Annotated in this window: 23 protein-coding genes and 1 CRISPR repeat array; of the genes, 15 read left to right on the forward strand and 8 right to left on the reverse strand. The window is 36.6% G+C overall.

Features of this window, described 5'->3' with window-relative positions; all coding sequences use genetic code 11:
• The first annotated feature begins 821 nt into the window (after window positions 1-821).
• On the forward strand, window positions 822-2,441 hold the full coding sequence (locus A9G28_RS07610; protein WP_141674713.1) for a hypothetical protein: 1,620 nt from the start codon (window positions 822-824) through the stop codon (window positions 2,439-2,441).
• A 523-nt stretch (window positions 2,442-2,964) separates the two neighbouring features.
• The gene (locus A9G28_RS07615) at window positions 2,965-3,291 is read left to right on the forward strand and encodes a Grx4 family monothiol glutaredoxin (RefSeq protein WP_065580276.1); all 327 of its coding nucleotides are present in this window, start codon (window positions 2,965-2,967) and stop codon (window positions 3,289-3,291) included.
• A gap of 127 nt (window positions 3,292-3,418) precedes the next feature.
• On the opposite strand, the gene rnt is transcribed toward A9G28_RS07615, so the two are convergent.
• On the reverse strand, window positions 3,419-4,087 hold the full coding sequence (gene rnt, locus A9G28_RS07620; RefSeq protein WP_218057348.1) for a ribonuclease T: 669 nt from the start codon (window positions 4,085-4,087) through the stop codon (window positions 3,419-3,421).
• Between the two features lie 235 nt (window positions 4,088-4,322).
• Here rnt and A9G28_RS07625 point away from each other — a divergent pair, with 235 nt between their 5' ends.
• The 7 genes from A9G28_RS07625 (at window position 4,323) to cysZ (ending at window position 11,041) form a co-directional block, all read left to right on the forward strand.
• On the forward strand, window positions 4,323-5,081 hold the full coding sequence (locus A9G28_RS07625) for a Nif3-like dinuclear metal center hexameric protein (RefSeq protein ID WP_065566281.1): 759 nt from the start codon (window positions 4,323-4,325) through the stop codon (window positions 5,079-5,081).
• 96 nt (window positions 5,082-5,177) lie between these two features.
• Window positions 5,178-6,056: a 4-hydroxy-tetrahydrodipicolinate synthase gene (gene dapA, locus A9G28_RS07630; RefSeq protein ID WP_065566282.1), complete on the forward strand. Its 879-nt coding sequence runs from the start codon at window positions 5,178-5,180 to the stop codon at window positions 6,054-6,056.
• Between the two features lie 39 nt (window positions 6,057-6,095).
• Window positions 6,096-6,848: an outer membrane protein assembly factor BamC gene (bamC, locus tag A9G28_RS07635; protein ID WP_065580267.1), complete on the forward strand. Its 753-nt coding sequence runs from the start codon at window positions 6,096-6,098 to the stop codon at window positions 6,846-6,848.
• A 69-nt stretch (window positions 6,849-6,917) separates the two neighbouring features.
• Complete coding sequence (gene purC / locus A9G28_RS07640; RefSeq protein ID WP_065566284.1) at window positions 6,918-7,628, forward strand: phosphoribosylaminoimidazolesuccinocarboxamide synthase; 711 nt, start codon at window positions 6,918-6,920, stop codon at window positions 7,626-7,628.
• Complete coding sequence (locus A9G28_RS07645; RefSeq protein WP_065566285.1) at window positions 7,628-8,083, forward strand: DUF441 domain-containing protein; 456 nt, start codon at window positions 7,628-7,630, stop codon at window positions 8,081-8,083. The genes purC and A9G28_RS07645 overlap by 1 nt, the downstream gene beginning before the upstream one ends.
• 3 nt (window positions 8,084-8,086) lie before the next feature.
• The gene (locus tag A9G28_RS07650; RefSeq protein ID WP_065580268.1) at window positions 8,087-10,102 is read left to right on the forward strand and encodes a tRNA(Met) cytidine acetyltransferase TmcA; all 2,016 of its coding nucleotides are present in this window, start codon (window positions 8,087-8,089) and stop codon (window positions 10,100-10,102) included.
• A gap of 135 nt (window positions 10,103-10,237) precedes the next feature.
• Entirely contained in the window at window positions 10,238-11,041 is an 804-nt protein-coding gene (gene cysZ, locus A9G28_RS07655; protein ID WP_065566301.1) for a sulfate transporter CysZ, read from the forward strand.
• 8 nt (window positions 11,042-11,049) lie between these two features.
• Here the strand turns inward: cysZ and A9G28_RS07660 are convergent, their stop codons facing one another.
• From A9G28_RS07660 to pdxS, 5 genes are all read right to left on the reverse strand, one after another.
• A complete protein-coding gene (locus A9G28_RS07660; protein ID WP_065566287.1) occupies window positions 11,050-11,238 on the reverse strand; it encodes a YpfN family protein in 189 nt (62 codons plus the stop codon).
• Between the two features lie 42 nt (window positions 11,239-11,280).
• A complete protein-coding gene (gene dapE, locus A9G28_RS07665) occupies window positions 11,281-12,420 on the reverse strand; it encodes a succinyl-diaminopimelate desuccinylase (protein WP_065580277.1) in 1,140 nt (379 codons plus the stop codon).
• Between the two features lie 13 nt (window positions 12,421-12,433).
• Complete coding sequence (locus A9G28_RS07670) at window positions 12,434-12,793, reverse strand: ArsC family reductase (protein WP_065566288.1); 360 nt, start codon at window positions 12,791-12,793, stop codon at window positions 12,434-12,436.
• 350 nt (window positions 12,794-13,143) lie between these two features.
• Window positions 13,144-13,830: direct repeats of the CRISPR family, unit length 28 nt; unit sequence GTTTACCGCCGTGTAGGCGGTTTAGAAA.
• Between the two features lie 155 nt (window positions 13,831-13,985).
• The gene (pdxT, locus tag A9G28_RS07675; RefSeq protein WP_065566289.1) at window positions 13,986-14,573 is read right to left on the reverse strand and encodes a pyridoxal 5'-phosphate synthase glutaminase subunit PdxT; all 588 of its coding nucleotides are present in this window, start codon (window positions 14,571-14,573) and stop codon (window positions 13,986-13,988) included.
• A gap of 2 nt (window positions 14,574-14,575) precedes the next feature.
• Window positions 14,576-15,463 (reverse strand): pyridoxal 5'-phosphate synthase lyase subunit PdxS, encoded by an 888-nt coding sequence (gene pdxS / locus A9G28_RS07680; protein WP_065580269.1) that lies wholly within the window; start codon window positions 15,461-15,463, stop codon window positions 14,576-14,578.
• A gap of 185 nt (window positions 15,464-15,648) precedes the next feature.
• On the opposite strand from pdxS, the gene A9G28_RS07685 reads away from it, so the two are divergent.
• The gene (locus tag A9G28_RS07685) at window positions 15,649-17,058 is read left to right on the forward strand and encodes an aminotransferase-like domain-containing protein (RefSeq protein WP_065580270.1); all 1,410 of its coding nucleotides are present in this window, start codon (window positions 15,649-15,651) and stop codon (window positions 17,056-17,058) included.
• Window positions 17,059-17,064: 6 nt separating this feature from the next.
• On the opposite strand, the gene A9G28_RS07690 is transcribed toward A9G28_RS07685, so the two are convergent.
• The gene (locus A9G28_RS07690; protein WP_065580271.1) at window positions 17,065-17,823 is read right to left on the reverse strand and encodes an IclR family transcriptional regulator; all 759 of its coding nucleotides are present in this window, start codon (window positions 17,821-17,823) and stop codon (window positions 17,065-17,067) included.
• Window positions 17,824-18,044: 221 nt separating this feature from the next.
• Here A9G28_RS07690 and A9G28_RS07695 point away from each other — a divergent pair, with 221 nt between their 5' ends.
• From A9G28_RS07695 to A9G28_RS07715, 5 genes are all read left to right on the forward strand, one after another.
• Window positions 18,045-18,935, forward strand: a complete 891-nt coding sequence (locus A9G28_RS07695; protein ID WP_065580272.1) for a dihydrodipicolinate synthase family protein — start codon at window positions 18,045-18,047, stop codon at window positions 18,933-18,935.
• A gap of 15 nt (window positions 18,936-18,950) precedes the next feature.
• Entirely contained in the window at window positions 18,951-19,919 is a 969-nt protein-coding gene (gene kdgT, locus A9G28_RS07700) for a 2-keto-3-deoxygluconate transporter (protein WP_065580273.1), read from the forward strand.
• A 4-nt stretch (window positions 19,920-19,923) separates the two neighbouring features.
• A complete protein-coding gene (fucO, locus tag A9G28_RS07705; protein WP_065580274.1) occupies window positions 19,924-21,075 on the forward strand; it encodes a lactaldehyde reductase in 1,152 nt (383 codons plus the stop codon).
• A gap of 889 nt (window positions 21,076-21,964) precedes the next feature.
• Window positions 21,965-22,228, forward strand: a complete 264-nt coding sequence (locus A9G28_RS07710; RefSeq protein WP_081301537.1) for a SemiSWEET family transporter — start codon at window positions 21,965-21,967, stop codon at window positions 22,226-22,228.
• Window positions 22,229-22,597: 369 nt separating this feature from the next.
• A complete protein-coding gene (locus tag A9G28_RS07715; RefSeq protein ID WP_065566294.1) occupies window positions 22,598-22,990 on the forward strand; it encodes a DUF1161 domain-containing protein in 393 nt (130 codons plus the stop codon).
• Window positions 22,991-23,058: 68 nt separating this feature from the next.
• Here the strand turns inward: A9G28_RS07715 and asnA are convergent, their stop codons facing one another.
• The gene (gene asnA / locus A9G28_RS07720; RefSeq protein WP_065566295.1) at window positions 23,059-24,051 is read right to left on the reverse strand and encodes an aspartate--ammonia ligase; all 993 of its coding nucleotides are present in this window, start codon (window positions 24,049-24,051) and stop codon (window positions 23,059-23,061) included.
• Window positions 24,052-24,334 lie beyond the last annotated feature (283 nt).

Raw genomic sequence — 24,334 nt, forward strand, 5'->3', positions numbered from 1 at the left:
AAATTCGCCCATTTTTACCATTACTAAGCGGCGGTTGGTTTTTTTGACGCAATAATATGCTAAGAATCAATCATATCTAAAAGTCACAATAAAAACTTCCATTTAAAATAACGAGCTTAAAACGCTTTAGCCTAATTATTTTAAAAGGTACGCCATCCATTAAAAATTTACAAAAAACTGACGAAAAACGGGCTAAATTTTTTTGAAAAGTAACAATTTCAATTATTGAAAAACAATCTTATCAAGTAAATGGTAAACCAGAAAAATAAAAAAAGGTTTGTGCGGTAAGTGAAATGTGATGCTGTATTATTTAGGGCACCAATGCTAGTAGTCCTATGCCTTGATTGCTACCGCCTTTTTCTAAATCGTCAATTCAGTTAAGAATTTGTGGTCGATATTTTGCTGGTATCCCTATTCTCTTTTATTTTAAAAAAATGCCAAAAAAAATTCAATAAAATCAATGGGTTTTCTGAATGATTTTTTAGGCTGACAATAGTTTATTTTAAGGTTTGTGGGGTTTAAGGTGTTTTAAGTTTTGTCAGTAACGTGTGTTATTAGTGAAAACCTATGAAGCGTTAATCTCTTAAACGTATCCCATAAAATCGAATAGAATAATGCGATTTCCCACAAAGCCAATTCTTAAAAGTCGTTACGCCATTTATTATCAATAATTAAACAAAAAACAAACAAAAAATTAACAAAAAGGTAGCAAAAAAAATTTTAGTGGTTATAATTTAGCTGTTTAAAAACTAAACTAGACAGTGATATTACACGCAGAAAAAAATTAAAATAAAACAAAATCACGAGATGGGTGAAATGTAATGCAGTATTATTTTAGACACTGGATGTCCTATATCTTAACTTTTGTAGCTAGTTCCAAAAATTGCTTTTATGCACGCAACTTAATTAAATTCACAAAACTGTCTTTTTCGTTAAAGAAAAAATTGCTACCGCCACGCTTCTTGTTGCCGTTGTTGCTATTATGTTCATTGGATGTGCAGGCATTATCCGCGCAAAGCACAAAAGTAATACAAGGTAGTGCGCCGTATTTTACGTATGATGGTGGGCAAACGAAGATCTCAACCACCGAGAAATTATTAAGTATTAAGCTATCAGACGGTCAAATTATCACGCCACAAAAAAATATGTCAAGTCCAACAAATCCCATTGAGTTACCGCAACTGGGGGATAGTTTTAGTGATATTGCTATGCTCGTTCCAGTGGACGTGAATTCAATAGCGCTAAATGCATTACTCGACCCGCCATATCATTATTGGGGCGATGATGATGGCGACGGTCAAGACGCTAATGGGGCTAGCGCAACAGGGACTTTAACGGTTGATATCACCGATAAAGATGATAATGCCGTGAATCGTAATACGGTATTAAATATATGTGATGCACCTTATAAAGTAGTATTAACAAGCAGTGACGGTAGCTTAAGTACACGTTATGGCATGCCCAATAATAGTACATTTGATAGTGGTAGTGCTGTTTACTATATCAAACCAAAGGGATCAACCCGCTGTCATTATGATGATATCAAATACGTAAGGCCAAATTTATTGCATAATAATTTTGCACCAAAAGGTGCATTAGGCATTTTTGAGACTGTTGGTCATTCTTATCAGTTTGCGCTTTGGGGCAACCTGCACACGGACAATGATAGAGGCGGATTTTTAGTCCAATCAACTAAGTTGGCTACATATGAACAAAATTTTCCGACAACAGGCGCTAATGGGCTGTATTTTTATTTAGATATGGATGATGACGTAAACCCAAGCGAATTAAGTTGGCCTTCGGTAAGTCAGGGGGGGATAACCGCTAGCATGACAGTAGAGCCGCCAAAACCATCAGCCGGTGACGGTTATCACTTTGAGCGTTTAGGCGGGGTAAAGGTCACCCTTACCGGACCTACGGTAACGGCAGCTCAAAGACAATCTAGCAATCCAGAGACAATAGCTAAGCCAACTTTACCGCAACTATTTGTACTAAAGGGTTATGATAAAAGTAATAATGTGGTAATCAAATATGGATTTGTGTTGAAGCAGTGGTTTGTTCATCGTGGTACAAAAAGGGCTTTCTATTCTGACTCATTAGCATGGTGTAATAGTTTGGGGTATCGTCAAGTAAAAATTAAAGATATAACCAATGCCAAGTGCGGTTTAGGTTCCCGTTTTCCTTGTGTAAATGGCATCGATGGGACGGTGCCAACATCAAACTCTTGGTTTCGCCAACGTAGAATCGATGCTGGCTTTAGTACGGAGTGGGGCGATGTTAGTTTTTACATTGGTTCTAGTTTTTTCAACAATAACTACGATTGGCATTGGACTAGTGACATTTTCAATGCAAGCAGCCATTTTGTGGTAAGCCCAGCGGAAGCTACTGTTGATTCCCGCGGGAATGGCGACAATTGGTATACCTTGTGCACTTATCCCTAGCGTTGGGTATTGATAAAAATTCTAAGTTTGCAAAAAGCAATATCAAATTCGATTAAGCAAAGTCAGTAAAGCGCCAAACGTTCTGTAGTCAGGTGGCGCTTTAGTTAATTACCCCCCCAGTTAAGCGCTTTTGTAGTAGCAAGTGTAGTAGCAAGAAAAGGGATTGTTAATCAAATGACTAACTGTCATATTATGGTTAAAAAATAACGTTAAAAACCTCACATAAAAACTTCAAATAAAAATCAAGAATAAAATCAATAGGTTTTCTGACTGATTTTTGATAATAAAACGTATTAATCTTTTGTTAGCTTAAAAATTCTTTTGCTATTTTTTACTAATGAGAAGTAAGTCTTCAAATGATACGGTTAATCATAAACAGATGCTATTTACTGTTCCTTGTTTGTTTTAAAAATGTGCATTAAACAATGGGGATTTAAGATAGCAGTGGGAACAATATCCATTGTACGTTAAAATAGTCAGTATTATTACGAAAAATGATAAAGGAAATCGTATGACCACTGAAATGACAACGCTCGATAAAATCAAAAAACAAATTGCCGATAATCCAATTATTCTCTATATGAAAGGTTCGCCAAAATTACCAAGTTGTGGCTTTTCGGCACAGGCGGTGCAGGTTTTATCACAATGTGGAGAGCCATTTGCCTATGTTGATATTTTGCAAAACCCAGATATTCGTGCCGAATTACCTAAATTTGCTAATTGGCCAACGTTCCCACAATTATGGGTTGAAGGCGAATTAGTCGGAGGGTGCGATATCTTACTAGAAATGTTTCAAGCTGGCGAGTTGCAAACACTTATTCAACAAACTGCCGAAAAACATAAACCTTAATTTCTAAATAGCATTAAGCGTGCAGATTAAGCGCGCTTTTTTATCGGTAATTTTTTATCGGTAATTTTTTATCGGTAATTTTTTATCGGTAATTTTTTGTTATTGTGTTTATGAATGCTTCGTGTTACTAAGTATTTTCACAATCCATGATTGACGTTACTTCTCTATCATCTATAGCTGTTAAAGGCCATCCACCTAACGTTTTAAGTCGATTGACGATTTTGCAAAAGAGTATTGCAGTTTTTTGCGTATCGTATAGCGCGCTATGAGCTTGTTTATGATCAAATTCGATTTGTGCTACTTGACAAGCTTTGGCCAGTACGGTTTGCCCAAAAACTAAGCCACTTAGTGATGCCGTATCGAAGGTGGCAAATGGGTGGAATGGATTGCGTTTGATATTTGAGCGTTCAGCGGCAGCCATTAAAAAACTGTGATCAAAGTGTGCGTTGTGTGCCACAATGACTGCGCGGGTACATTCGTTATTTTTTATGCCGGCTCTAACCATTTTGAATATTTCGTCTAAAGCGTGCTTTTCATCTACCGCTGAGCGTAAAGGGTTAGTCGGATCGATTCCGTTAAAAGCCAGTGCTGTTGGCTCTAAAATCGCGTCGCTAAATGGATTAACATTAAATTGCAAGGATTGATCTGGCTCTAGCCAGCCGTCGGGTGTCATTTTTAAAGTAATAGCGGCAATTTCTAAAATAGCATTGAGTTTTGGATCAAACCCTGATGTTTCTATATCAATAACAACAGGATAAAACCCACGAAAGCGTTCACATAATTTGGCGTTTGGCACGTTAATCTATCTTAATTTGTCAAAAAAAGACTATTATGACAGCTTTTGATTATTTCGCCTAGCATTGGCATTGAGATTTGCTATTGAATAGTTAATTTTAATGCGCTTTTATTGTGGCAAGGATTGTAGCCATTTTGGCAAAATAGAGATTAAAACGAACAAGAAGATGCGCTGATTGATTAAAGTGATTATAATCAATCATCATCATATAAATGATCTTAAAACCGAGTGAATTATGCACAACTTTGAATTAGAAAAGATAATTAATAATGAACTACAAATTACCCGTTATCGTGATTATGCACCAAATGGATTGCAAGTGCAGGGGCGCGAACAGGTGCATAAGATTGTGACTGGCGTGACCGCGTGTCAGTTATTATTGGATAAAGCGGTTGAATTACAAGCCGATGCTATACTTGTGCACCATGGCTATTTTTGGAAAAGTGAACCACAAACCATTACAGGTATTAAATATAAACGGCTTAAAACACTATTAACGCATGATATTAATTTATACAGTTATCACTTGCCATTAGATGGACACTCCATTTTTGGTAATAATATTGAGTTAGCTAATTTGTTGGGGATTGCGGTCGATAAGCGTAATGATATCGCTGATCTGCTTTTTACTGGCACGTTAAACATGCCACTGACGGCGCTACAATTTAAACAACACCTAGAGCAAGTGTTACACAATAATCAGCGACAAGTGTTATTTTGTGGTGATAATGCACCAGCAGTGATTAATCGTATTGCGTGGTGTAGTGGTGGAGGGCAAGATTATATTGAGCAGGCAGCGCAAAATGGCGTGGATGCTTTTTTTACTGGCGAAGTTTCGGAACGCACTATTCATATTGCGCGCGAGTACGGCATTAATTTTTATGCTGCTGGGCATCACGCTACCGAGCGTTACGGCATTAAAAAATTAGGCGAATGGTTAGCTAATAATCATGGTGTTGAAGTTATTTTTATTGATATTGATAATCCGGCGTAACAAAAGTTGAATTTACTTTAGAAATATCGCATACTTGTTCGCAGATTTTTTATTCTTTACGTTGTGTTATAAACCAATAATATGAGAGGTCATTTTATGTTTACAGGAAGTTTGGTCGCACTTGTTACTCCGATGGATACCAAAGGAAATGTTGATCATGTAAGCTTAAAAAAATTGGTTGAATATCATATTGCTAATGGGACATCGGCTATTGTTTCGGTTGGAACAACAGGCGAATCGGCAACACTTGATCATCACGAGCATATTGATGTTATTAAACGAACCATTGATTATGCTGACGGTCGTATAGCCATTATTGCGGGCACAGGGGCTAATGCAACTAAAGAGGCTATTGAATTAACTCATCGGGTTGAAAATATTGGTGTTGTAGGTTGTTTAACGGTTGCACCTTATTATAACAAACCTACTCAAGAAGGTATGTATCAGCATTTTAAAGCCATTGCCGAAAGCACCGCTCTGCCTCAGATTTTATATAATGTGCCAGGTCGCACCAGTAGTGATATTAAACCTGAAACGGTTGGACGCTTGGCTAAAATCAAAAATATTGTTGCATTAAAAGATGCAACAGGCGATCTTTCTAGAGTCTATCCTACTCGTAAATTGGTTGGACCTGACTTTAAGTTACTTAGTGGTGATGATTCAACATTTTTGGATTTTATGATTTTAGGTGGTGATGGTGTTATTTCCGTTACCGCTAATGTTGCAGCTAAAGCTGTTGCAACTGTATGTCAACTTGCTGCCAATAACCAAATTCAAGAAGCCCGAACTTTAAATGATACCTTAATGGCTTTACATCATAATTTATTTATCGAACCGAACCCAACTCCAGTCAAATGGGCTTGTGCAAAATTAGGTTTAATGCAAGATGCAACAATTCGATTGCCAATGGTATCACTCAGTGCATCATCGATCCCCGCAGTTGAGCAAGCGTTAAAAGAAGCAAATTTACTCTAATTAGTGTTGTATAACCTTTATTTTAAAAAGTAGATATCTATGTTAAATCACACATTGAACAGAACTTTATTTAAAAACAAAGCCATTAAAAAAGTGGCTGTTTTAACCATTATGACTTCTTTATTTCTTGTTGGCTGTGGGAGCAATCAAAACTATAAGCGTGAAGTCGATGGAAATGAAGATTACCTTAAAGCGCCTACATTAAAACCGCTAATTATTCCTGATGGCATTTCTGTGCCAGCTGAAAGCGGTGAATTTTATGTTAATAATGCTGAACTTAGCGGTGATTTAGGCAAACGAGTGGATATCCGCCCACCCATTTTACCGATTCCGACTATTCAAGAAGCCTTTGCAATTTATAATAACGGCGCGGTGACGTTTAACGTGCCATTAAGTTATAACGTGTGGGAGCGTATCCCGAATAGTTTAAGCAAAAGAAATATCTCCATTGTTAGTCAAGATCATAATACGCTAAAAACTGGCAAAGCATTTATGGTACGTGCAGATGAAGATCAAACCGTTGAAGCGGCTTATTCATTCAAACGACAATTAGTGGGTGATACCGAAACGATAGTGATTTCAACGCTTTCGCTAACACGTGGGGCTGATGATTTAACTTCGCAGCCTATTGAAGTACAGCGTTATGTTGTTGGCTTATTTAATGGCATAATGGATGATGTTGCACCAGATTCATTGCGCGTTGTACCACCAAAAGCGCAAAGTGATGATGCTGCGAAAGACAAGACCGAGGGCAAGAAACCCGCAACAGCCGTGAGTGGTGAAAATCAATAATAAGTTTGGAATTTAAGGAGCGAATAGCTCCTTAATTCTTTATTGGCAATTTGATATAAGGTTATAAGCATGAAAAAGTTGGCTGAGCTTTATCGTGGTAAAGCAAAAACGGTATATACAACCGAAAACCCTGATTTATTAATCCTTGAGTTTCGCAATGATACATCGGCATTTGATGGTTTACGTATTGAACAGTTAGAACGTAAAGGAATGGTTAATAATAAATTTAACTATTTTATTATGACTCAATTGCGTGAAGCAGGTATTCCAACCCAAGTTGAAGCTTTACTATCAGATAATGAAGTGTTAGTTAAAAAGCTACAAATGGTACCTGTGGAATGCGTGGTGCGTAATCGTGCAGCGGGATCTTTAGTTAAACGTTTAGGTGTTGAGGAAGGCAAAGTTTTAAATCCTCCTACATTTGAATTATTTCTCAAAAACGATGCATTGCATGATCCAATGGTAAATGAATCGCATTGCAAAGCCTTTGGCTGGGCTAGTGAAGATCAATTAGTTAAAATGAAAGAGCTCAGTTTTAAAATTAACACAATTTTAACTGATTTATTTGATAAAGCGGGGCTAATATTGGTTGATTACAAACTTGAGTTTGGCTTATTTAACAATGAAATTACCTTAGGTGACGAGTTTTCACCCGATGGTTGTCGTTTATGGGAAAAAGATACACTAAAAAAAATGGATAAAGATCGCTTTCGACAAGGTTTAGGTGGCGTAATTGAAGCCTATGAAGAAGTGGCAAAACGTATAGGTGTTCCTTTGTAATGTTTGCGCAGTTTGATATTTCTTTTTTTCTTCTTTTAGGGTTAGCCGCACTGTGTTATTTAACACATAATAACACAGTGACATTTGCAGTACTATTATTGTTATTATTTAAGCTAACGCCATTAGCTGTTTACTTTCCATTTTTAAATCAATATGGTTTAACTATCGGTATTGTTATTTTAACGGCAGCTATGATGGTGCCATTGGCGGATGGATCATTAAAGATTGGCGATCTTGCCAAATCGTTTACCTCTTGGCAATCTTTATTGGCAATCTTTGTGGGTATTTTGGTATCGTGGCTTGGTACCCGTGGTGTATCGCTAATGGGAGCACACCCAACCATTATTAATGGCTTAATTATTGGCACATTAGTTGGTGTGGCTTTTTTCAAAGGCATTCCTGTTGGTCCGTTGATTGCGGCTGGTTTGTTGTCGTTATTGATTGGAAAAAGTTAGTCTATGTACAACGCCAACAGCACAAGAACGCTATGGGTGCTACAGGGTGAAGCTAGGCAATTATTTGCACAACTTAGTCATATTATCGGTAATTATGCTGGAGATTGGCTAACGATCACCTCGCAGGCTAATTGCCCAAATGAATTTGTTTTTAATATGCTTCCCCCTAACCAAACAAAAAAGTTATTAGGGCGCCAGTTTCGACATGCTATATTTGATGCAACAGCAGGATTCAATCTTGATGCCTTTGCTATGCTGGTTGGCACACTCGTTAAAGGTAGTATGCTAATTTTGTTATTACCTAACGACTTTTCCCGTTGGCATGATCAGGACAGCTTGCGCTGGAACGAAAATCCAACCGCTATTACTGTACCTAATTTTATTGCACATTTAATGCAGACCTTGGCGGAATGTGGTTTATCTTCTAATTGCAGATATTTTCCCCAACCCGCGACATTCTCGATTCCATCTTTACCCGTTATTACCGAAAATTATTGCGATTTAACCGAACAACAAAACACGTTAAAGCAATTGTTAAACAGCAATAAGCCTATTAGTGTTGTAGTTGCCAAACGTGGGCGAGGAAAATCAGCATTAGCTGGGCAGTTTAGCCACTATCGGCGTTGCATTGTTACTGCACCCAATAAATCAGCATTAACTACCTTTTTTACTTTTGCTAAGCCGAATACCCCCTTTTTTGCTCCTGATGAATTAATTGCATGTTCTCATAATAATTTTGCGGATTATTTGATTATTGATGAAGCAGCAATGATCCCTTTGCCAATGCTAAAAAAATTGCTACAACAGGCAATTGCCAATAATAGCCGAGTGTTATTAACTACTACAGCTGAAGGTTATGAAGGTACTGGGCAGGGCTTTTTGTTGAAATTGTTGTTAGACAATTCATGTCAATATTTCTACCTACACACACCTATTCGTTGGCATGCGGGTGATAAGTTGGAGCAATTTAGTGATCGGTTGTTGCTAAATGGTTTATTAGAGCAAAAAGCTGGCTCCGAGCTCAATGTGTTATTAGCACAATATTCAAAGATTGAACGCAATGATATTAATGCATTAAGATCTATCTTTTATTTATTAAAAATCGCGCATTATCAAACCACATTAACGGATTTAAGGCGCTTGTTTGACGCACAAAACTTGTCGGTTTGGCAGGCGACAATTTGCAATGAGCAAGTTGCTGCAGCGCTCACCGTTGATGAAGGTAACTTGCCCGACATTCTGATCGATGAAGTGTGGAAAGGAGCTCGTCGACCTAAAGGCAATTTAGTTGCGCAATCGCTTGTTGCACATGCGGGAGAACGGTTGGCAGCTAAACTGCGTTCGGTTAGAATTAACCGCATTGCGGTGCTAAGCACCTATCGGCGCAAACATATTGCCAGCCAACTTATACAAACCCTATTTTATCATGCTAAAACACAGCATAATGATTTTTTGTCAGTCAGTTTTGCTTATAGCCCGACTAATTATCAATTTTGGACTGCTTGTGGATTTGTTTTGGTTCACGTTAGTAGCCATAAACAGGCAAGTAGTGGCAGTTATTCTGTTATGGCGCTTAAACCACTAACTGAATCTGGGTTGCATTTAACCGCTAAGCTAGAGCAAAAACTACAGCGCAACGCATACTGGCTTAAAGATATCATCGATTTGCCTTTCAGCGAGATGATCACAAAAGACAGTAACGCCATGCTTTCACAAGATTTAGATGGGCAAGATTTAGATGAACTGGCTGGATTTGCTTACTATCACCGACCGTTTGAAGCGACTTATGCGGCGCTGTGCCGATTGAATCACTATAATCAAACCCACCAGCAACCATTATCAATGCAGATATTGTCAGCATTGATAAAAAACAAAAATAATCAACCATTGATCGTGAATTTATATCAACTTGCGGGTAAATCAGCGTTAATGCAGGCCATTAAGCACGAGGTCAAAACATGGTTGGTAAGGCAAGGCGATAATGTGATTTTTAACAAAATACCCAATAAAGTTAGCTGATCATTATTGCAGACCCCTATGGGGTATGTTTACAATGATCATCATGTTTCAATTTAGTTTGTTTTAACTCAATTCGTTTTAACTCAATTCGTTTTTATTAAAAAGGAATCGAATGTGGCGCATAATAATTTAGAAATCCGATCGCAACATCGGTATTCACAAACCAATCAACCAAAAAATCAACCAACAACAGGTGTTGGGTATTTTTTTAAAGGATGGTCATTGGCGTTTAGCCCAGGTATTAAGCGATTTGTTTTTTTACCCATAATCGCCAATGTGGTGGTTATGTCGATATTATTTTATTGGTTTTTTCATACCATCTCGGGCATGGTCGATTGGGGATTATCGTATATGCCAAGTTGGTTACATTGGTTAGGGTATATCCTCATTTTAATGGTTATATTGATGTTGGTTGTCCTATTTTGTTATTTTTTTAGCACTATAACTAATATTATTGCCGCACCGTTTAACGGTTTATTGGCCGAACAGGTTGAGGCGCAGTTAACGGGTATTCCAGCTCCAGATATATCGTGGATTAGTATCATTAAAGATCTGCCACGTATTTTTGGCAGAGAACTACACAAACTCGCCAATTATCTATTATGGGCGATCCCCATATTGTTAACTTATTTTATTCCTGTTATTGGACAATCAATAACGCCTGTGGTTTGGTTTTTATTTACTGCTTGGCAAATTAATATTCAGTATGCTGATTATGCCTTTGATAACCATAAAATAACTTTTCAGCGTATGAGTGAGTTACTTAAACAAGATCGGGGTGATAATTTAACTTTTGGCATATTAGTCAGCTTTTTTACTATGGTACCGGTGCTTAATTTAATTATTATGCCTATTGCTGTGTGTGGCGCAACAGCAATGTGGGTTGATCGCTATCGTCATCAAGCACTATTTGATAGTAGTGCCCAAGATTTTCGCTAAGGCAGGTGTTACTTTTTGTTAGTTGAATTTTTTGATGGCCAATCGTCGTCGTCATCTTGATAGGGGATAGGTTTTATCCCTTTCTTTTTTTCAAGATACGCTTTGTAACTTAGCCGATTCAGTGCTTTAATAGCATTAATAAAAATCCCAATTAAAATCACCACAATCATCCACCAGTAATCTTTTAACCACTCCATGCTATTTCCTTTTAAACTAATTGGATAACGACACAATGTTAGCTATGTTAGCAACAATTTTTCTAAAATGCGGTGATAAATCGCAGTTAAGGTAATAATATCTTGGCAATTAGCGTTTTCATTGACCTTATGTATAGTTTTATTAAGTACGCCAAGTTCAATAACTTGGCATCCCATTTGAGCAATAAAACGCCCGTCCGATGTGCCGCCACTGGTCGATAGCTTAGTGTCAATATCGGTAAATTCTTTAATGGCACTAACCGCTGCATTAGTTAAATCGCCTTGTGGGGTTAAAAATGGGTGCCCTGATAATCGCCAATTTAACGTATAATTTAAATTGTGTTTTTGTAAGATCTGCTCTACGCGTGTTTTAATTGCCGTGTCAGTCAATTCACTACTATAACGAAAGTTAAATTGCACACTCAGATCACCAGGTACAACATTTTCAGCACCAGTGCCACCATTAATATTGGCAACTTGCATTGTCGTTTGTGGAAAGTATTGATTGCCTTCATCCCAAATAGTGTTAACAAGCTCGTCTAATGCAGGGGCAAAACGATGAATAGGATTATCCGCAAGGTGCGGGTAAGCGACATGACCTTGAATTCCATGTACAATTAAATTGGCAGTGAGTGATCCGCGGCGTCCATTTTTAATCTGATCACCAAGTACAACGTCACTGGATGGTTCGCCTACAATACAGTAATCAACACGTTCTTTTCGTTTAATAAGCAAATCAACGACTTTAATTGTGCCATCGCTTGCATCGGCTTCTTCATCTGATGTAATTAAAAAGGCCACTCGCCCAGCATGATTTGGGTATTGCTTAACAAAATCTTCTGCGGCACAAACCATTGCTGCAACACCACTTTTCATATCAGATGCGCCACGACCATAAAGCACACCGTGTTCATCAATGGTCGGTGTAAACGGCGGGTATAGCCATTTGCTTTCATCACCAACTGGCACAACATCGGTATGTCCAGCAAACATAAGAGTTTTACAGGTGGCATCACCATGATAAGCCCATAAATTTTTGGTTTGCCCAATATTCACTTCTTCAATAATAAAACCAAGCGGTTTTAATCGCTCAATAATCATCTTTTGACAGTTTTTATCGTCAGGGCTTATTGATTTTTCAGCAATGAGTGCTTTGGTTAGCGCAATAACAGGTTCAGTCATAATAGTCTCGATTTTATTTAGATTGCGAAATAAATTGCGAATAAAGTTCATTTGAAAACCCCAACACAGCACGCTTGCCACCGTCAATAAGCAAAGGGCGTTTTAAAATGGATGGGTTGGTTAACATAATCTTTTTTGCAGATTGCACATCATTTATTTGTGAACGGACGGACTCATCTAATTTTCGCCAAGTTGTTCCTCGGGTATTAAGTAAACTTTGCCAATCGACTAATTGCAAAAAAATATCTAAAAGATCTTCAGAAAGACCATCAGTTTTATAATTATGAAATTGATAACTGACATGGTGATCATCAAGCCAAGTAAAGGCCTTTTTCATTGTATTGCAGTTTTTAATGCCATAGATGATGTACATAATAGAGATCCAAGTTTGAAAGATAACAAAATTATAGCAGTATGGGCATTGTGCAGCAAATTGCAAGAAACTATTTGGTTAGATATCTTATTATTGATTGATTTAGTGTCATTAATTTTTTATCCCTTGGTTTTATCTTAAAATAGAAATAAAACCAATGTGGTATCTGATGTTTTTTGGTGAAAAATTAAGTTATCATATAAAAATTTAAAAACTTGCTACCCTTTTTTTTAACAAAAAATTAAAACTAATAAAAACAATTGGTTATAAAACCTTTTCAAAAAGGGTTTTTGAAGAAAAAAATCCTATTTGCCTTTTGCTAAACAAAGTTTATAGTATATTCGTTTCTAGTTTACCGCCGTGTAGGCGGTTTAGAAACTAGCAAGCTGAGATAAGTAATCAGATAAATTGTTTACCGCCGTGTAGGCGGTTTAGAAAATGGGTCAAGTTGTTGTAACAGTGTCAGAATTGTTTACCGCCGTGTAGGCGGTTTAGAAAATTATTTGTGAAGATGATGTTACTTACCATGTGTTTACCGCCGTGTAGGCGGTTTAGAAAAGATCGGCTAAGTCGATTGATTGAATTGTCATGTTTACCGCCGTGTAGGCGGTTTAGAAAGTTACAGCTGAATTGGTAACAATTAAAAATTTGTTTACCGCCGTGTAGGCGGTTTAGAAAACCCGTGGAACGAACTGGAGAACTCGGTAAATGTTTACCGCCGTGTAGGCGGTTTAGAAACGGGATATAATTTAAGCCGTCGATAATTGTATGTTTACCGCCGTGTAGGCGGTTTAGAAATAAACGCGGTGCTCGTCGTGAGAGAAATCGTAGTTTACCGCCGTGTAGGCGGTTTAGAAAGACGCAAAAAAATAAATGCTGAAAAATGTCTGTTTACCGCCGTGTAGGCGGTTTAGAAATGTTACGAATAAAGTGGTTTCATTTTATCGAGGTTTACCGCCGTGTAGGCGGTTTAGAAACACCTTCAGGCGGCAATAAATGGGATTATATCGTTTACCGCCGTGTAGGCGGTTTAGAAATATAATAAAGTCTTTATCAAAGAAAGGATACAGTTTACCGCCGTGTAGGCGGGTGCGTTTATAATGACAGTAAAAATCTATTGGGAATTTAAAGGACAATTAGCTATTAGATAAGGATAGCCTTTAGGGATTTTATATAAAATCCCTTATTTAATTTAGCATTTATCAACAAAGTAACGCATAATGCGATTATCATTAGTTAGTTCGGGGTGAAAGGCGCAAACTAGGATATTGTTTTGTTCTGCCATAATACAATGCTGTTGGACAAATGCGAGTTGCTGAACAGCTTTTCCTGCTTTGGCAATATAGGGGGCTCGAATAAATACAGCGGGTATTTGTAGACCAACAACTGGTATATCTAAGGTTGTTTCAAAGCTGTTAACTTGGCGTCCAAATCCATTTCTTTCAACACTTATATCGATTAAATTTAATAACTCTACTTCGTTATGTGTTGTGCTTTTACCGCAAAGCACAAGCCCAGCACAAGTGCCAAAAATACCTTTGCCTTGTTTAGCAAATTGTTGAATGGGTGTTAAAAGCCCATTTTGTTTGATTAAACGGCTGATTGTTGTGGATTCTCCACCTGGAATAATTAAACCATCTAACCTTGCTAATTGTTCAGCTTTCTGAACTAAAGACGTTTGTACATTGTTGATACTACTTAACATTGTCATATGCTCACTTACCGCACCTTGTAAATTGAGCACACCAATATGCTTGATACTTGGTTTTGATGAATACATTATTACCAACCCCGATCTTGCATTCTTTCAGATTGAGTCAGTGTGCTAATTTCAATGCCTTTCATTGCTTCGCCTAAACCTTTTGAAAGCTGAGCTAAGCGTGGATAATCATCAAAATAAGTCGTGGCTTGTACAATGGCTTTGGCAAATTTTTCAGGGTTTTGTGATTTAAAAATTCCAGATCCAACAAAAATACCATCGGCACCAAGTTGCATCATTAATGCCGCATCGGCGGGGGTTGCTATGCCGCCTGCGGCAAAATTAACAACGGGTAATTTTCCTTGCTGTTTGATTTGTAAAATCAGTTCGTAAGGTGCATTTATTTCTTTGGAAAAGGTCATTAATTCATCTTTTGATTTACTGACCACTAGGCGGATTTGTTCATTGACTTTACGCATGTGGCGCACAGCTTCAACAATGTTACCCGTGCCGGGTTCACCTTTGGTGCGTAGCATTGATGCACCTTCGCCAATTCGGCGTAGTGCTTCACCTAAATCACGGCATCCACAAACAAATGGTACGGTAAATTCATCTTTAAGTAAGTGGTACTGTTCATCGGCAGGGGTTAATACCTCGCTTTCATCAATATAATCAACGCCCATCGATTCTAGAATACGGGCTTCAATAATATGGCCAATTCGAGCTTTAGCCATAACAGGTATACTCACAGCGTTCATCACTTGCTCAACAATGGTTGGGTCAGCCATTCTAGCTACGCCACCAGCCGAGCGGATATCCGACGGTACTCGTTCTAGTGCCATCACTGCAACTGCGCCAGCTTGTTCGGCAATTTTGGCTTGTTCTGCATTAACAACATCCATAATTACACCGCCTTTTTGCATTTGTGCCATGCCTCGTTTAACGGTTTGTGTGCCTGTAACTTGGTTCATCTTTTACTCCTTTTTAGGTTTATAATGGCAATATTGTTTAACTTTAATTCGTGTGGAGTATTATTCAAAAATAAAGCACAATAAAAAACAGCCAATTGGACTATAATAAAACCATCCAATTTTGGGTAAATTTGCTGTAACAAAAATAATTAAAAAACGGGCTAAACCATTAAAGTGGAATAATAATGTGGGATAAACAAAAACTGGTACCATTTACTGGAGCGCTTTTTAAAAAGGTGACGCAGCTAATAGAACACTATATTGAGCAGGGCGTGTTGTTCGCGGGTGAAAGGCTACCTTCAGAACGTGATCTGGCAAAAAAATTATGTGTTAATCGCTCAACCGTGGTTCATGCGCTGGAGTTGTTAACAGAACGGGGGGTGCTGATCCGCCGTCAAGGGAGTGGCACCTATGTTAATAAGCAAAAATGGGGCATGCAAACTTATTCATCGATTAATTGGCGTTTACCTGCACATTTTTATCATAATAAACAATCATTTTATCAGCAAAAAGTAGCACAAATTCGCGAACAACAATTGTGTATTTGTGATCTGGCTAATGGTGATTTACCAACACATTTAATCCCCAAGCTCCAGTTGCCAAATATTTCGTTAAATGAATTAATTATGCACGAAAAAAACAGTGATATGTTGCAATTAGGTTTGCCATCGCTTAAAGCACAAATTGCACTTTATATGCAAAGCCAGTTTGCTATGCAAGTTGATATTAATGAAATTTTAATTACATCAGGTACGCAACAATCATTATTTCTTATTACACAGGGCTTACTTAAACCTGGCGATGCAGTTGGTATAGAGTCTCCTTCTTATTTTTACTCATTACCTTTGTTTCAAGCAGCGGGATTACGTTTATATGGTATTGAATGCGATAATGAAGGCATAACGCTTGATAGCCTATCAAATTGTGTACGGCAACATCAAATAAAATGGTTATTTTTAAATCCTATTTTTCAAAATCCAACAGGGTTTGTTATGAGCAATGAGCGAAAGTTGGCAATATTGGCATTTTGCCGACTACAATGTATCGGGATTGTTGAAGATGATGCTTATAGCCGTCTAGCATTTACTCCTGATTTAGCTGTAACGCCAATTAAAAAGTATGATCAGCATAACCAAGTTATCTATTTAGGGTCGTTATCAAAATATATTGGGCGTAATATTCGTGTCGGGTGGATGTTAGCTCCGCATAATATTATCGAAAATTTAGCCAAAATTCGTCACCATATTGATTCAGGTTTAAGTATATTGCCACAATTATTAGCTCAAGAATATTTACAACGTTATCATGTTTCACATCAACAACAATTACGTCAAGCGCTACAAATCAAAGCTGAACAGTTAATGCAGTGGTTAGATAGCTATTTTGGTGGCGACATTATTTATCAAGCGCCGTTGGGTGGTTTTCATCTGTATGCTCATTTGCCCGTGAGCACGCTAGCGCAAGAATCAACCTTGCTTAATCAATTGCTGTCAAAAGGGATAATTGTATCGCAAGGTGCCGATTTTGGTGACGAACTTGGCACCATTAGGTTAAGTTTTGGTCATTTTGATCGGCAACTGAATATGGATAAATAAAATAGATTAGCTTTTTATTTTGTCAGATAGCATTTTTGTTGCACTCAGTAAATATTGAACAAACTCGTTGATTCTTTCACTTGGCATTTGAAATCGAACCCCTGATGTGCTAATTGCGGCAATGACTTTGCCACTTTTATCATAAACTGGTGCCGCTAAGCAGGTCACTTCGTCAAAGTCTTCGGCGTTATCAAATGCCCAACCTTGTTCGCGTATTTTTTTAAGTTCCTTTTTGTATGCCGTTTTTGTGGTAATTGTGTTTTGTGTTTTAATCACTAAGTTTTCGTTTGGATATAACTCATCAATACGCTGTTCAGGTTCCCATGCTAAAAGTGCTTTACCAAGAGCAGAGCTATGCAATGAAAGCTTGCGACCTAGCCAGCTTTTGACCTGAATTGCGCTAGGGCTTTCGACTTTGGCTAAATAAATCGCTGAGTTGCCGTCTAATATGCCTAAATGGCAAGCAAGTTGTGTTTTATCTCGCAAAAATGAAAGAGGCTCAATGGCTAGCTCTTTTATATCAAATTGTTCAATTGCTTTATTGCCAAATTCGTAAAAAGCAAGTCCTAAAAAGTATTTTCCTTCATTTTGCCTTAATAAGCCATTAGTAATCAAACTGGCAAGTAATGTTGATGTTGAGCTTTGAGGCAATGATAATCCTTGATAAATTTGGGTATAAGTCGCTCCATTGTGTTTTGCAATAAAATGAAATATTCGAGTTGCTTTATCTATTGCTGGCGCTTGTGTTGTTATTTCTATTGTCACAAATTACACTCATGTGTTGAATTTGCCGTAAGTATAAATATTTTTCTTATTTTCAACAACAGTAATTCTGCTCCGATCGTTTTGTCTAATATTTGATCTCTATCACATTCCTAACAAATAGCTAACTAGGTATTCATAAATAGGTTGAAACTGCCTTATTTTTCATCTATATATTGAAATGAACATCAATATAACGTTGTTAAATTTAATAAGGAACGATCATGAGTCATTCACATCCATTTTTTGGTGCTATTTGTCCAGCTATTACGCCATTTAACCAGCAAAATAAAATTGATTTTTGTGCTATGGAAAAACATTATCAAATGCTAACAGATTCAAAAATAAACGGAATTTTAGTAATGGGTACTATCGGTGAGTTTGTAACCATGACTATTGATGAGCGGTTAGAAATTATCAAACAAGCTCGCCAATTTACTGATTTACCCTTAATTATTAATGTGTCAACCACCGTTGTTGACGACATGGTAAGACTTGCTGATGCGGCATTTGATACTGGTTATGGTGCAGTAATGGCATTACCTCACTATTATTTTGCACAAACATCAAATCAGCTATATGAATATTATAAGTATTTAGATGCTAAATTTGCTGGTAATTGGTTTATCTATAATTTTCCTGCTAGAACTGGGTGCGATGTTGATTCGCATCTCGTTGCTCGATTAATGATCGATTTTCCAAAATTTATTGGTATTAAAGATACGGTAGATTGTGCATCACATACACGATCTATCGTTTTAACCTCACAAAAAATTCGCAAAGATTTTGCTGTATTTTCTGGTTTTGATGAGTATTTTGTACCGAACTTAATGAATGGCGGTGCAGGGGTTTTATCTGGTCTTAATAATGTTGTTCCTGAACTTTTTGCTGGTGTAATGACTGCTTTTAAGCAAAGCGATTTTAGTGAATTAGCCCGATTACATAAAGAAATCAGTCGATTATCTAACATTTATAATATTGGCGATGATTTTGTAACCACTATTAAGGTTGCAGTAGAGCAAAAACAACATTATTTGGAACCTTTATCACGAAATTTTGGTGGAAAACTAAATGAAGATCAGATTGCAAAGATAAAAGAACTTTTTAACTGCTAATTAAAAGGGGAATTTATGAAAATTAAAAATTTTATTGATAAAGTTCCTGGTGGGATGATGCTGGTTCCTCTTTTTTTAGGTGCGTTATTGCATACTTTTGCGCCTAGAACAGGTACATATTTTGGTTCTTTTACTAATGGTATTATCACAGGTGTGGTGCCTATTTTGGCTGTTTGGTTATTTTGTATGGGGGCATCGATAAAAGTAAATGCGACTGGTACTGTACTTAAAAAATCAGGCACATTAGTTATTACTAAATTAGCAGTGGCTTGGATATGCGCATTTATTTTCACCCAAATTTTACCCGATAATGGATTAGTAAAAACTGGATTTTTTGCTGGACTATCGGTGTTGGCTATTGTGGCATCGTTAGATATGACTAATGCTGGGTTATATGCTTCTTTAATGCAAGAATATGGTACAAAAGAAGAAGCTGGTGCATCAGTATTAATTTCAATGGAGTCAGGTCCTTTAATGACTATGATTATTCTTGGTTCTGCGGGGTTAGCTTCATTTCAACCTGAACATTTGGTCGGTGTGTTAATTCCTTTTATTATTGGTTTTATTTTAGGTAATTTAGATGAAGATCTAAGAAATTTATTTAGCGTTGGAACAAAAACACTTATTCCTTTTTTTGCTTTTGCCTTAGGTAACACAATTGATTTGACCGTTATTTATAAAACTGGGTTATTAGGTGTATTTGTAGCTGTTTTTGTGATAGTTGTGTCAGGTATACCACTTATTTTAGCGGACATATTTATAGGCGGTGGACGTGGTGTTGCAGGTATCGCTGCATCGGGTACCGCTGGTGCTGCAGTTGCAACGCCGCTTTTAGTGGCGGAAGTTGCTCCAAGCTTTGCCCAAGCAGCGCCTGCTGCAACTGCATTAGTGGCAGCATCGGTAGTAATAACCTCAATTGTTGTTCCAATTATCACCTCTTTATTTAGTAAATATATAGCAAAAAATATTCAAATTAAGGAGTAATCATATGACTTACCGAATGATATTAAATGAAACCTCATATTTTGGAGCTGGCTCGATCAGTCATTTGATTGACGAAGTAAAAAAACGCCGCTTTAATAAAGCACTCATTGTTACCGATAAAGATCTCATTAAATTTAAAGTTGCCACAAAAGTGACTGATTTATTGGATAAATTTGGATTTAGCTATGAAGTCTTTGACGAAGTGATTCCAAATCCAACCATAACTATTGTTAAAAAAGGTGTAGAAATATTTAAACGTTCAGGTGCTGACTATTTAATCGCAATTGGCGGTGGCTCACCACAAGACACCGCAAAAGCGATTGGAATTATTATTAATAACCCACAGCATGCTGATGTACGGAGTCTAGAAGGTACCATTAATACCCAAAATGTAGCAGTGCCCATTATCGCTATTCCTACTACAGCAGGAACTGCGGCTGAAGTCACCATTAACTATGTCATTACTGATGAAGAAAACAAACGAAAGTTTGTTTGTGTCGATCCTCATGATATTCCTGTGGTTGCTATTGTTGATAGCGATATGATGGCATCAATGCCTGCAAACTTAAAGGCAGCGACAGGTATTGATGCATTAACACATGCTATTGAAGGATTTATTACTAAAGGAGCGTGGGAACTATCTGACATGATGCATTTAAAAGCTATCGAAATTATTAACCGTTCATTACGCAAGTCAGTTAAAGGTGAATTAAAAGGCGTACAGGATATGGCGCTTGGGCAATATATTGCTGGAATGGGGTTTTCAAATGTAGGTCTTGGGCTTGTTCATGGTATGGCACATCCTTTAGGCGCTTTTTATGATATCCCTCATGGTGTTGCTAATGCCGTTTTATTGCCTTATATCATGGAATTTAATGCACAATCAACAGATGACAAATATCGAGATATTGCAAAAGCAATGGGATTGATGGATATCTTGAATCAACCGATACAAGAGGTGCGTAAGCATGTGATTCAAGCGATTAAACAGCTAAATAAAGATGTCGGTATTCCAGAAAGGTTACGTGATATTGGTGTTAAACAACAAGATATTCCCGAACTTGCTAAAGCCGCATTTGCAGATGTTTGCACGGGGGGAAATCCACGTGACGTTAATCTTAAAGATATTGAAATGCTATACCAAAGTGTTTATTGATTTTTATAAATAATTGCCAGAATAGATGATGGCGATACTAATAAAGTATTTGTTAATAATCTATATGCAATGTACGGTAACCTATCACTTATTATCAATTCTTGGCCTATTGCGATAGCGCATTTGATCTGTTTATTATGGCTATCGCCTTTTTGTCAGTGAATTGTTTACTTGTTTAATTATTTCTATTTGAAAGCGATTTAACAGAGTTTGGTTGTTTCTGTTATTTGTCGATGAGTTAAAAAATACTAAAAACACTTGCTTTTTTAGCAAAAATAAAATTTTCACTTTAATGGTTATTTTTTAATCTATCATTGAAAGTGTTAAATAATCAAAATATTAAAGAGTTATCAACAAGCTTATTCAATACTTATTAAATCCAACAGTGAATAATATTTTAAGTTAGTTTTGGCATTATTAGTTGAGCCTGTGATGAAGGTTTGCTTCAAAATTTGTTCTGACGATTAAACTTAATTTGCTTGTTTTATTTTGGTAATTAAGTATTTAATTTATTGTTATTATTGATGAAATTGATATTTGTCTTTGTTGGTTTTTCGATATGAGATATATTCAGATGAGTGGAAATTACCAATCAATAATTATTCCTTAAGCATAATTAAATCATTTTGCCAATTATTAAAATTAGTTTCATCTTATTATTTATTATTAAATTGTGTTATAAATAATTGAAGCTGTTTTGTAACTTAATGATTAAATAAAAATCCTTGGCAAAGAATGTTAACTAAATAAGTTAAATTTAGTTAATGGATTGTTTTACGTTGATCTTCTTAGGGCTACTGAACCTTAGTGGGTTGTTTACTGATCATGCCCTAAATGGTTATAATTAATACATACTTTAATAAGTAATAAATGATATTAGGAGGCTGTTTTGCATCTTTCACCAAAAGCTTTTCGTGTTTTAGGGATTGTTGCTACATTTGCATCATTAGGGATGTATGTTTCTTATATTCCTCAAATCATTGATAATTTACATGGGATTAAATCAAATCCTACTCAGCCATTAGCAGCTGCGATTAACTGTTCACTTTGGGTTTGCTATGGTTTATTAAGAGAAAAGAAAGACTGGCCAATTGCAATTGCTAATTCGCCGGGTGTGTTTTTTGGCTTAATGGCTTTTTTTACCGCTTTATAAATAAGGTAAAGCTATTGAACGGTAATTAATTATAGGGTTATTGCTTTTTTGTGGGAATTTTGCTCTCAATGATAATGCAAGGTCTTTTGAATCAGGTTGAAAAAGTAAGCTTTTTTAAGCTAAATAAAATCATAACTAGAGAAGTTTAATATTTGATCCCTTTAAAAATTATTTAATAATCAATGGGATTTTTAGTTATCAACAGGTTTGTTAAACTGTTATCAAACTTTACTGTGAATAAGTTGTGTTAGCAGATTTATTGGATATTTAATTATGCGCAATGTTATTTGTAGTTGTAATTCAAAAAGTAAATTTACCAATCATTTTCTATTACAGATGGTCGTTAAATTACATATAAAAGGAAAAAAAATGAAAAAATTAATCGGCATGTTTTTACTTTGTTTACCGATGTTGGCGGCGGCATCAAATTGTGATGAAATTAGCCGTAACATTGCCGAAAAAATCAAAAATAATGGTGTAGATCCGTCACTGTTTCAGCTGAAATTAGAATCGGTTGATAAGCCAGAACAGCAAATTGAAGGTAAAATTGTGGGATCATGTGATCGTGGTCAGCAACATATTATTTATGTTCGTTTAGATAGCTCTACAACCACGTCACAAACACCGTCAACTAATGCAAAAGATGAGCCTACACAAAGTGATGACGACAACTTAACACAGCCCTCAACAATTAATCCAACAGAAGAACAAAATGTTCAACCGACTCCCCAAGATAATCAATCAGCACCGGTACAGAATTAATTATCAGTAGTTAGTCACAGTTTTGAGTCAAAAAATAGGGCGTAATGCCCTATATTTTTATGGCATAGTTATAGTAAATGGTTGTAATTTGCTTTGGTATCATCGCTCCATACACTTGCTTGTACTTGGCCAATGTGTTTTTGCTGTAAAAGTAGCATGGTTAGTCGTGATTGACCAATACCGCCACCAATCGTTTGTAATAAGTCCCCATTGATTAAAGCTTTATGCCAAGCAAATTGCAAGCGATCTTCGTCATTAGTCAACTTTAATTGGCGTTTTAATGTTTCAGGATCGACACGAATACCCATTGATGAAATTTCAAAGGCACTATTTAATACCGAATTCCATACTAAAATATCGCCATTCAAACCTTTAGAGCCTAAATCGTTATTGCTACTCCAATCATCATAATCGGGAGCACGCACATCGTGTCTTTCATTATTTGAGAGCTTACCGCCAATACCAATTAAAAATACAGCGCCAAGCTCTTTGGTGATGGCGTTTTCGCGTTCTTTGGGCGGTAAATTTGGATAGCGTTTTAAAAGTTGTTCGCTATCGATAAAAGTGATTGATTCGGGTAAAAAGCGTGAAAGATGATACTGTTGAGATACCGCTTTTTCGGTTGCTTTAATAGCGGCATAAATATTATCGACAGTTTGTTTTAAATAAGTTAAATTGCGATCTTCAGGGCGAATGACCTTTTCCCAATCCCACTGATCAACATAAACGGAATGAATTGGCGAAAGCTGATCTTCGTCAGGGCGCAATGCTTTCATATTTGCATAAATTCCCTCGCCAGCTTCGAATTGGTGATCACTTAAAATCTTACGTTTCCATTTTGCAAGTGAGTGTATAACTTCATATTGTGCATTAGGAATTGCTTTTACCTTAACTTGTACTGCGTGCTCAGTTCCTGACAAATTATCTTGAATACCATCGCCCACTTTACTTAATAACGGGGCTTGCACTTCAATAAGTGATAAACGCTCGGCAAGCTGATTGGCAAAAAATTGCTTAACAAAGCTAATTCGCTGCTGTTGCTCTTTAAATGATATCGTCATGTTTACACTCTAGTTATTTAGTTTTTGGTGTATGAGTAAGGTAAACTAGATGAGTACATTTTGCAAGATGTAGATAGAGTATTAAAACAAGGTTTTATACGTATTTAGTTTTATGGTTTTTGATAATTTAGCGCATTGCTAACATAAAGAAATTTATAAAATTAATTAGAATTACACAAAAACAGTCAGAAAACCAATTGATTTTATTTGATTTTTTAATTTGTTACTATATTTCAAATATATAATTAAATAATCCGTGCTAATCAAAATGTTATTGATAAAA

It is taken from the genome of Gilliamella sp. Fer1-1 (assembly GCF_001690825.1).
GTDB classification, from domain to species: Bacteria; Pseudomonadota; Gammaproteobacteria; order Enterobacterales; family Orbaceae; genus Gilliamella; species Gilliamella apicola_C.

What these genes read in the sequence shown, in the direction of transcription:
- A9G28_RS07610 (WP_141674713.1), top strand. Translation starts at nt 822, where the DNA reads ATGCAGTATTATTTTAGACACTGGATGTCCTATATCTTAACTTTTGTA.
- A9G28_RS07615 (WP_065580276.1), top strand. Translation starts at nt 2,965, where the DNA reads ATGACAACGCTCGATAAAATCAAAAAACAAATTGCCGATAATCCAATT.
- A9G28_RS07625 (WP_065566281.1), top strand. Translation starts at nt 4,323, where the DNA reads ATGCACAACTTTGAATTAGAAAAGATAATTAATAATGAACTACAAATT.
- dapA (WP_065566282.1), top strand. Translation starts at nt 5,178, where the DNA reads ATGTTTACAGGAAGTTTGGTCGCACTTGTTACTCCGATGGATACCAAA.
- bamC (WP_065580267.1), top strand. Translation starts at nt 6,096, where the DNA reads ATGTTAAATCACACATTGAACAGAACTTTATTTAAAAACAAAGCCATT.
- purC (WP_065566284.1), top strand. Translation starts at nt 6,918, where the DNA reads ATGAAAAAGTTGGCTGAGCTTTATCGTGGTAAAGCAAAAACGGTATAT.
- A9G28_RS07645 (WP_065566285.1), top strand. Translation starts at nt 7,628, where the DNA reads ATGTTTGCGCAGTTTGATATTTCTTTTTTTCTTCTTTTAGGGTTAGCC.
- A9G28_RS07650 (WP_065580268.1), top strand. Translation starts at nt 8,087, where the DNA reads ATGTACAACGCCAACAGCACAAGAACGCTATGGGTGCTACAGGGTGAA.
- A9G28_RS07660 (WP_065566287.1), bottom strand. Translation starts at nt 11,238, where the DNA reads ATGGAGTGGTTAAAAGATTACTGGTGGATGATTGTGGTGATTTTAATT.
- dapE (WP_065580277.1), bottom strand. Translation starts at nt 12,420, where the DNA reads ATGACTGAACCTGTTATTGCGCTAACCAAAGCACTCATTGCTGAAAAA.
- A9G28_RS07670 (WP_065566288.1), bottom strand. Translation starts at nt 12,793, where the DNA reads ATGTACATCATCTATGGCATTAAAAACTGCAATACAATGAAAAAGGCC.
- pdxT (WP_065566289.1), bottom strand. Translation starts at nt 14,573, where the DNA reads ATGTATTCATCAAAACCAAGTATCAAGCATATTGGTGTGCTCAATTTA.
- pdxS (WP_065580269.1), bottom strand. Translation starts at nt 15,463, where the DNA reads ATGAACCAAGTTACAGGCACACAAACCGTTAAACGAGGCATGGCACAA.
- A9G28_RS07685 (WP_065580270.1), top strand. Translation starts at nt 15,649, where the DNA reads ATGTGGGATAAACAAAAACTGGTACCATTTACTGGAGCGCTTTTTAAA.
- A9G28_RS07695 (WP_065580272.1), top strand. Translation starts at nt 18,045, where the DNA reads ATGAGTCATTCACATCCATTTTTTGGTGCTATTTGTCCAGCTATTACG.
- kdgT (WP_065580273.1), top strand. Translation starts at nt 18,951, where the DNA reads ATGAAAATTAAAAATTTTATTGATAAAGTTCCTGGTGGGATGATGCTG.
- fucO (WP_065580274.1), top strand. Translation starts at nt 19,924, where the DNA reads ATGACTTACCGAATGATATTAAATGAAACCTCATATTTTGGAGCTGGC.
- A9G28_RS07715 (WP_065566294.1), top strand. Translation starts at nt 22,598, where the DNA reads ATGAAAAAATTAATCGGCATGTTTTTACTTTGTTTACCGATGTTGGCG.
- asnA (WP_065566295.1), bottom strand. Translation starts at nt 24,051, where the DNA reads ATGACGATATCATTTAAAGAGCAACAGCAGCGAATTAGCTTTGTTAAG.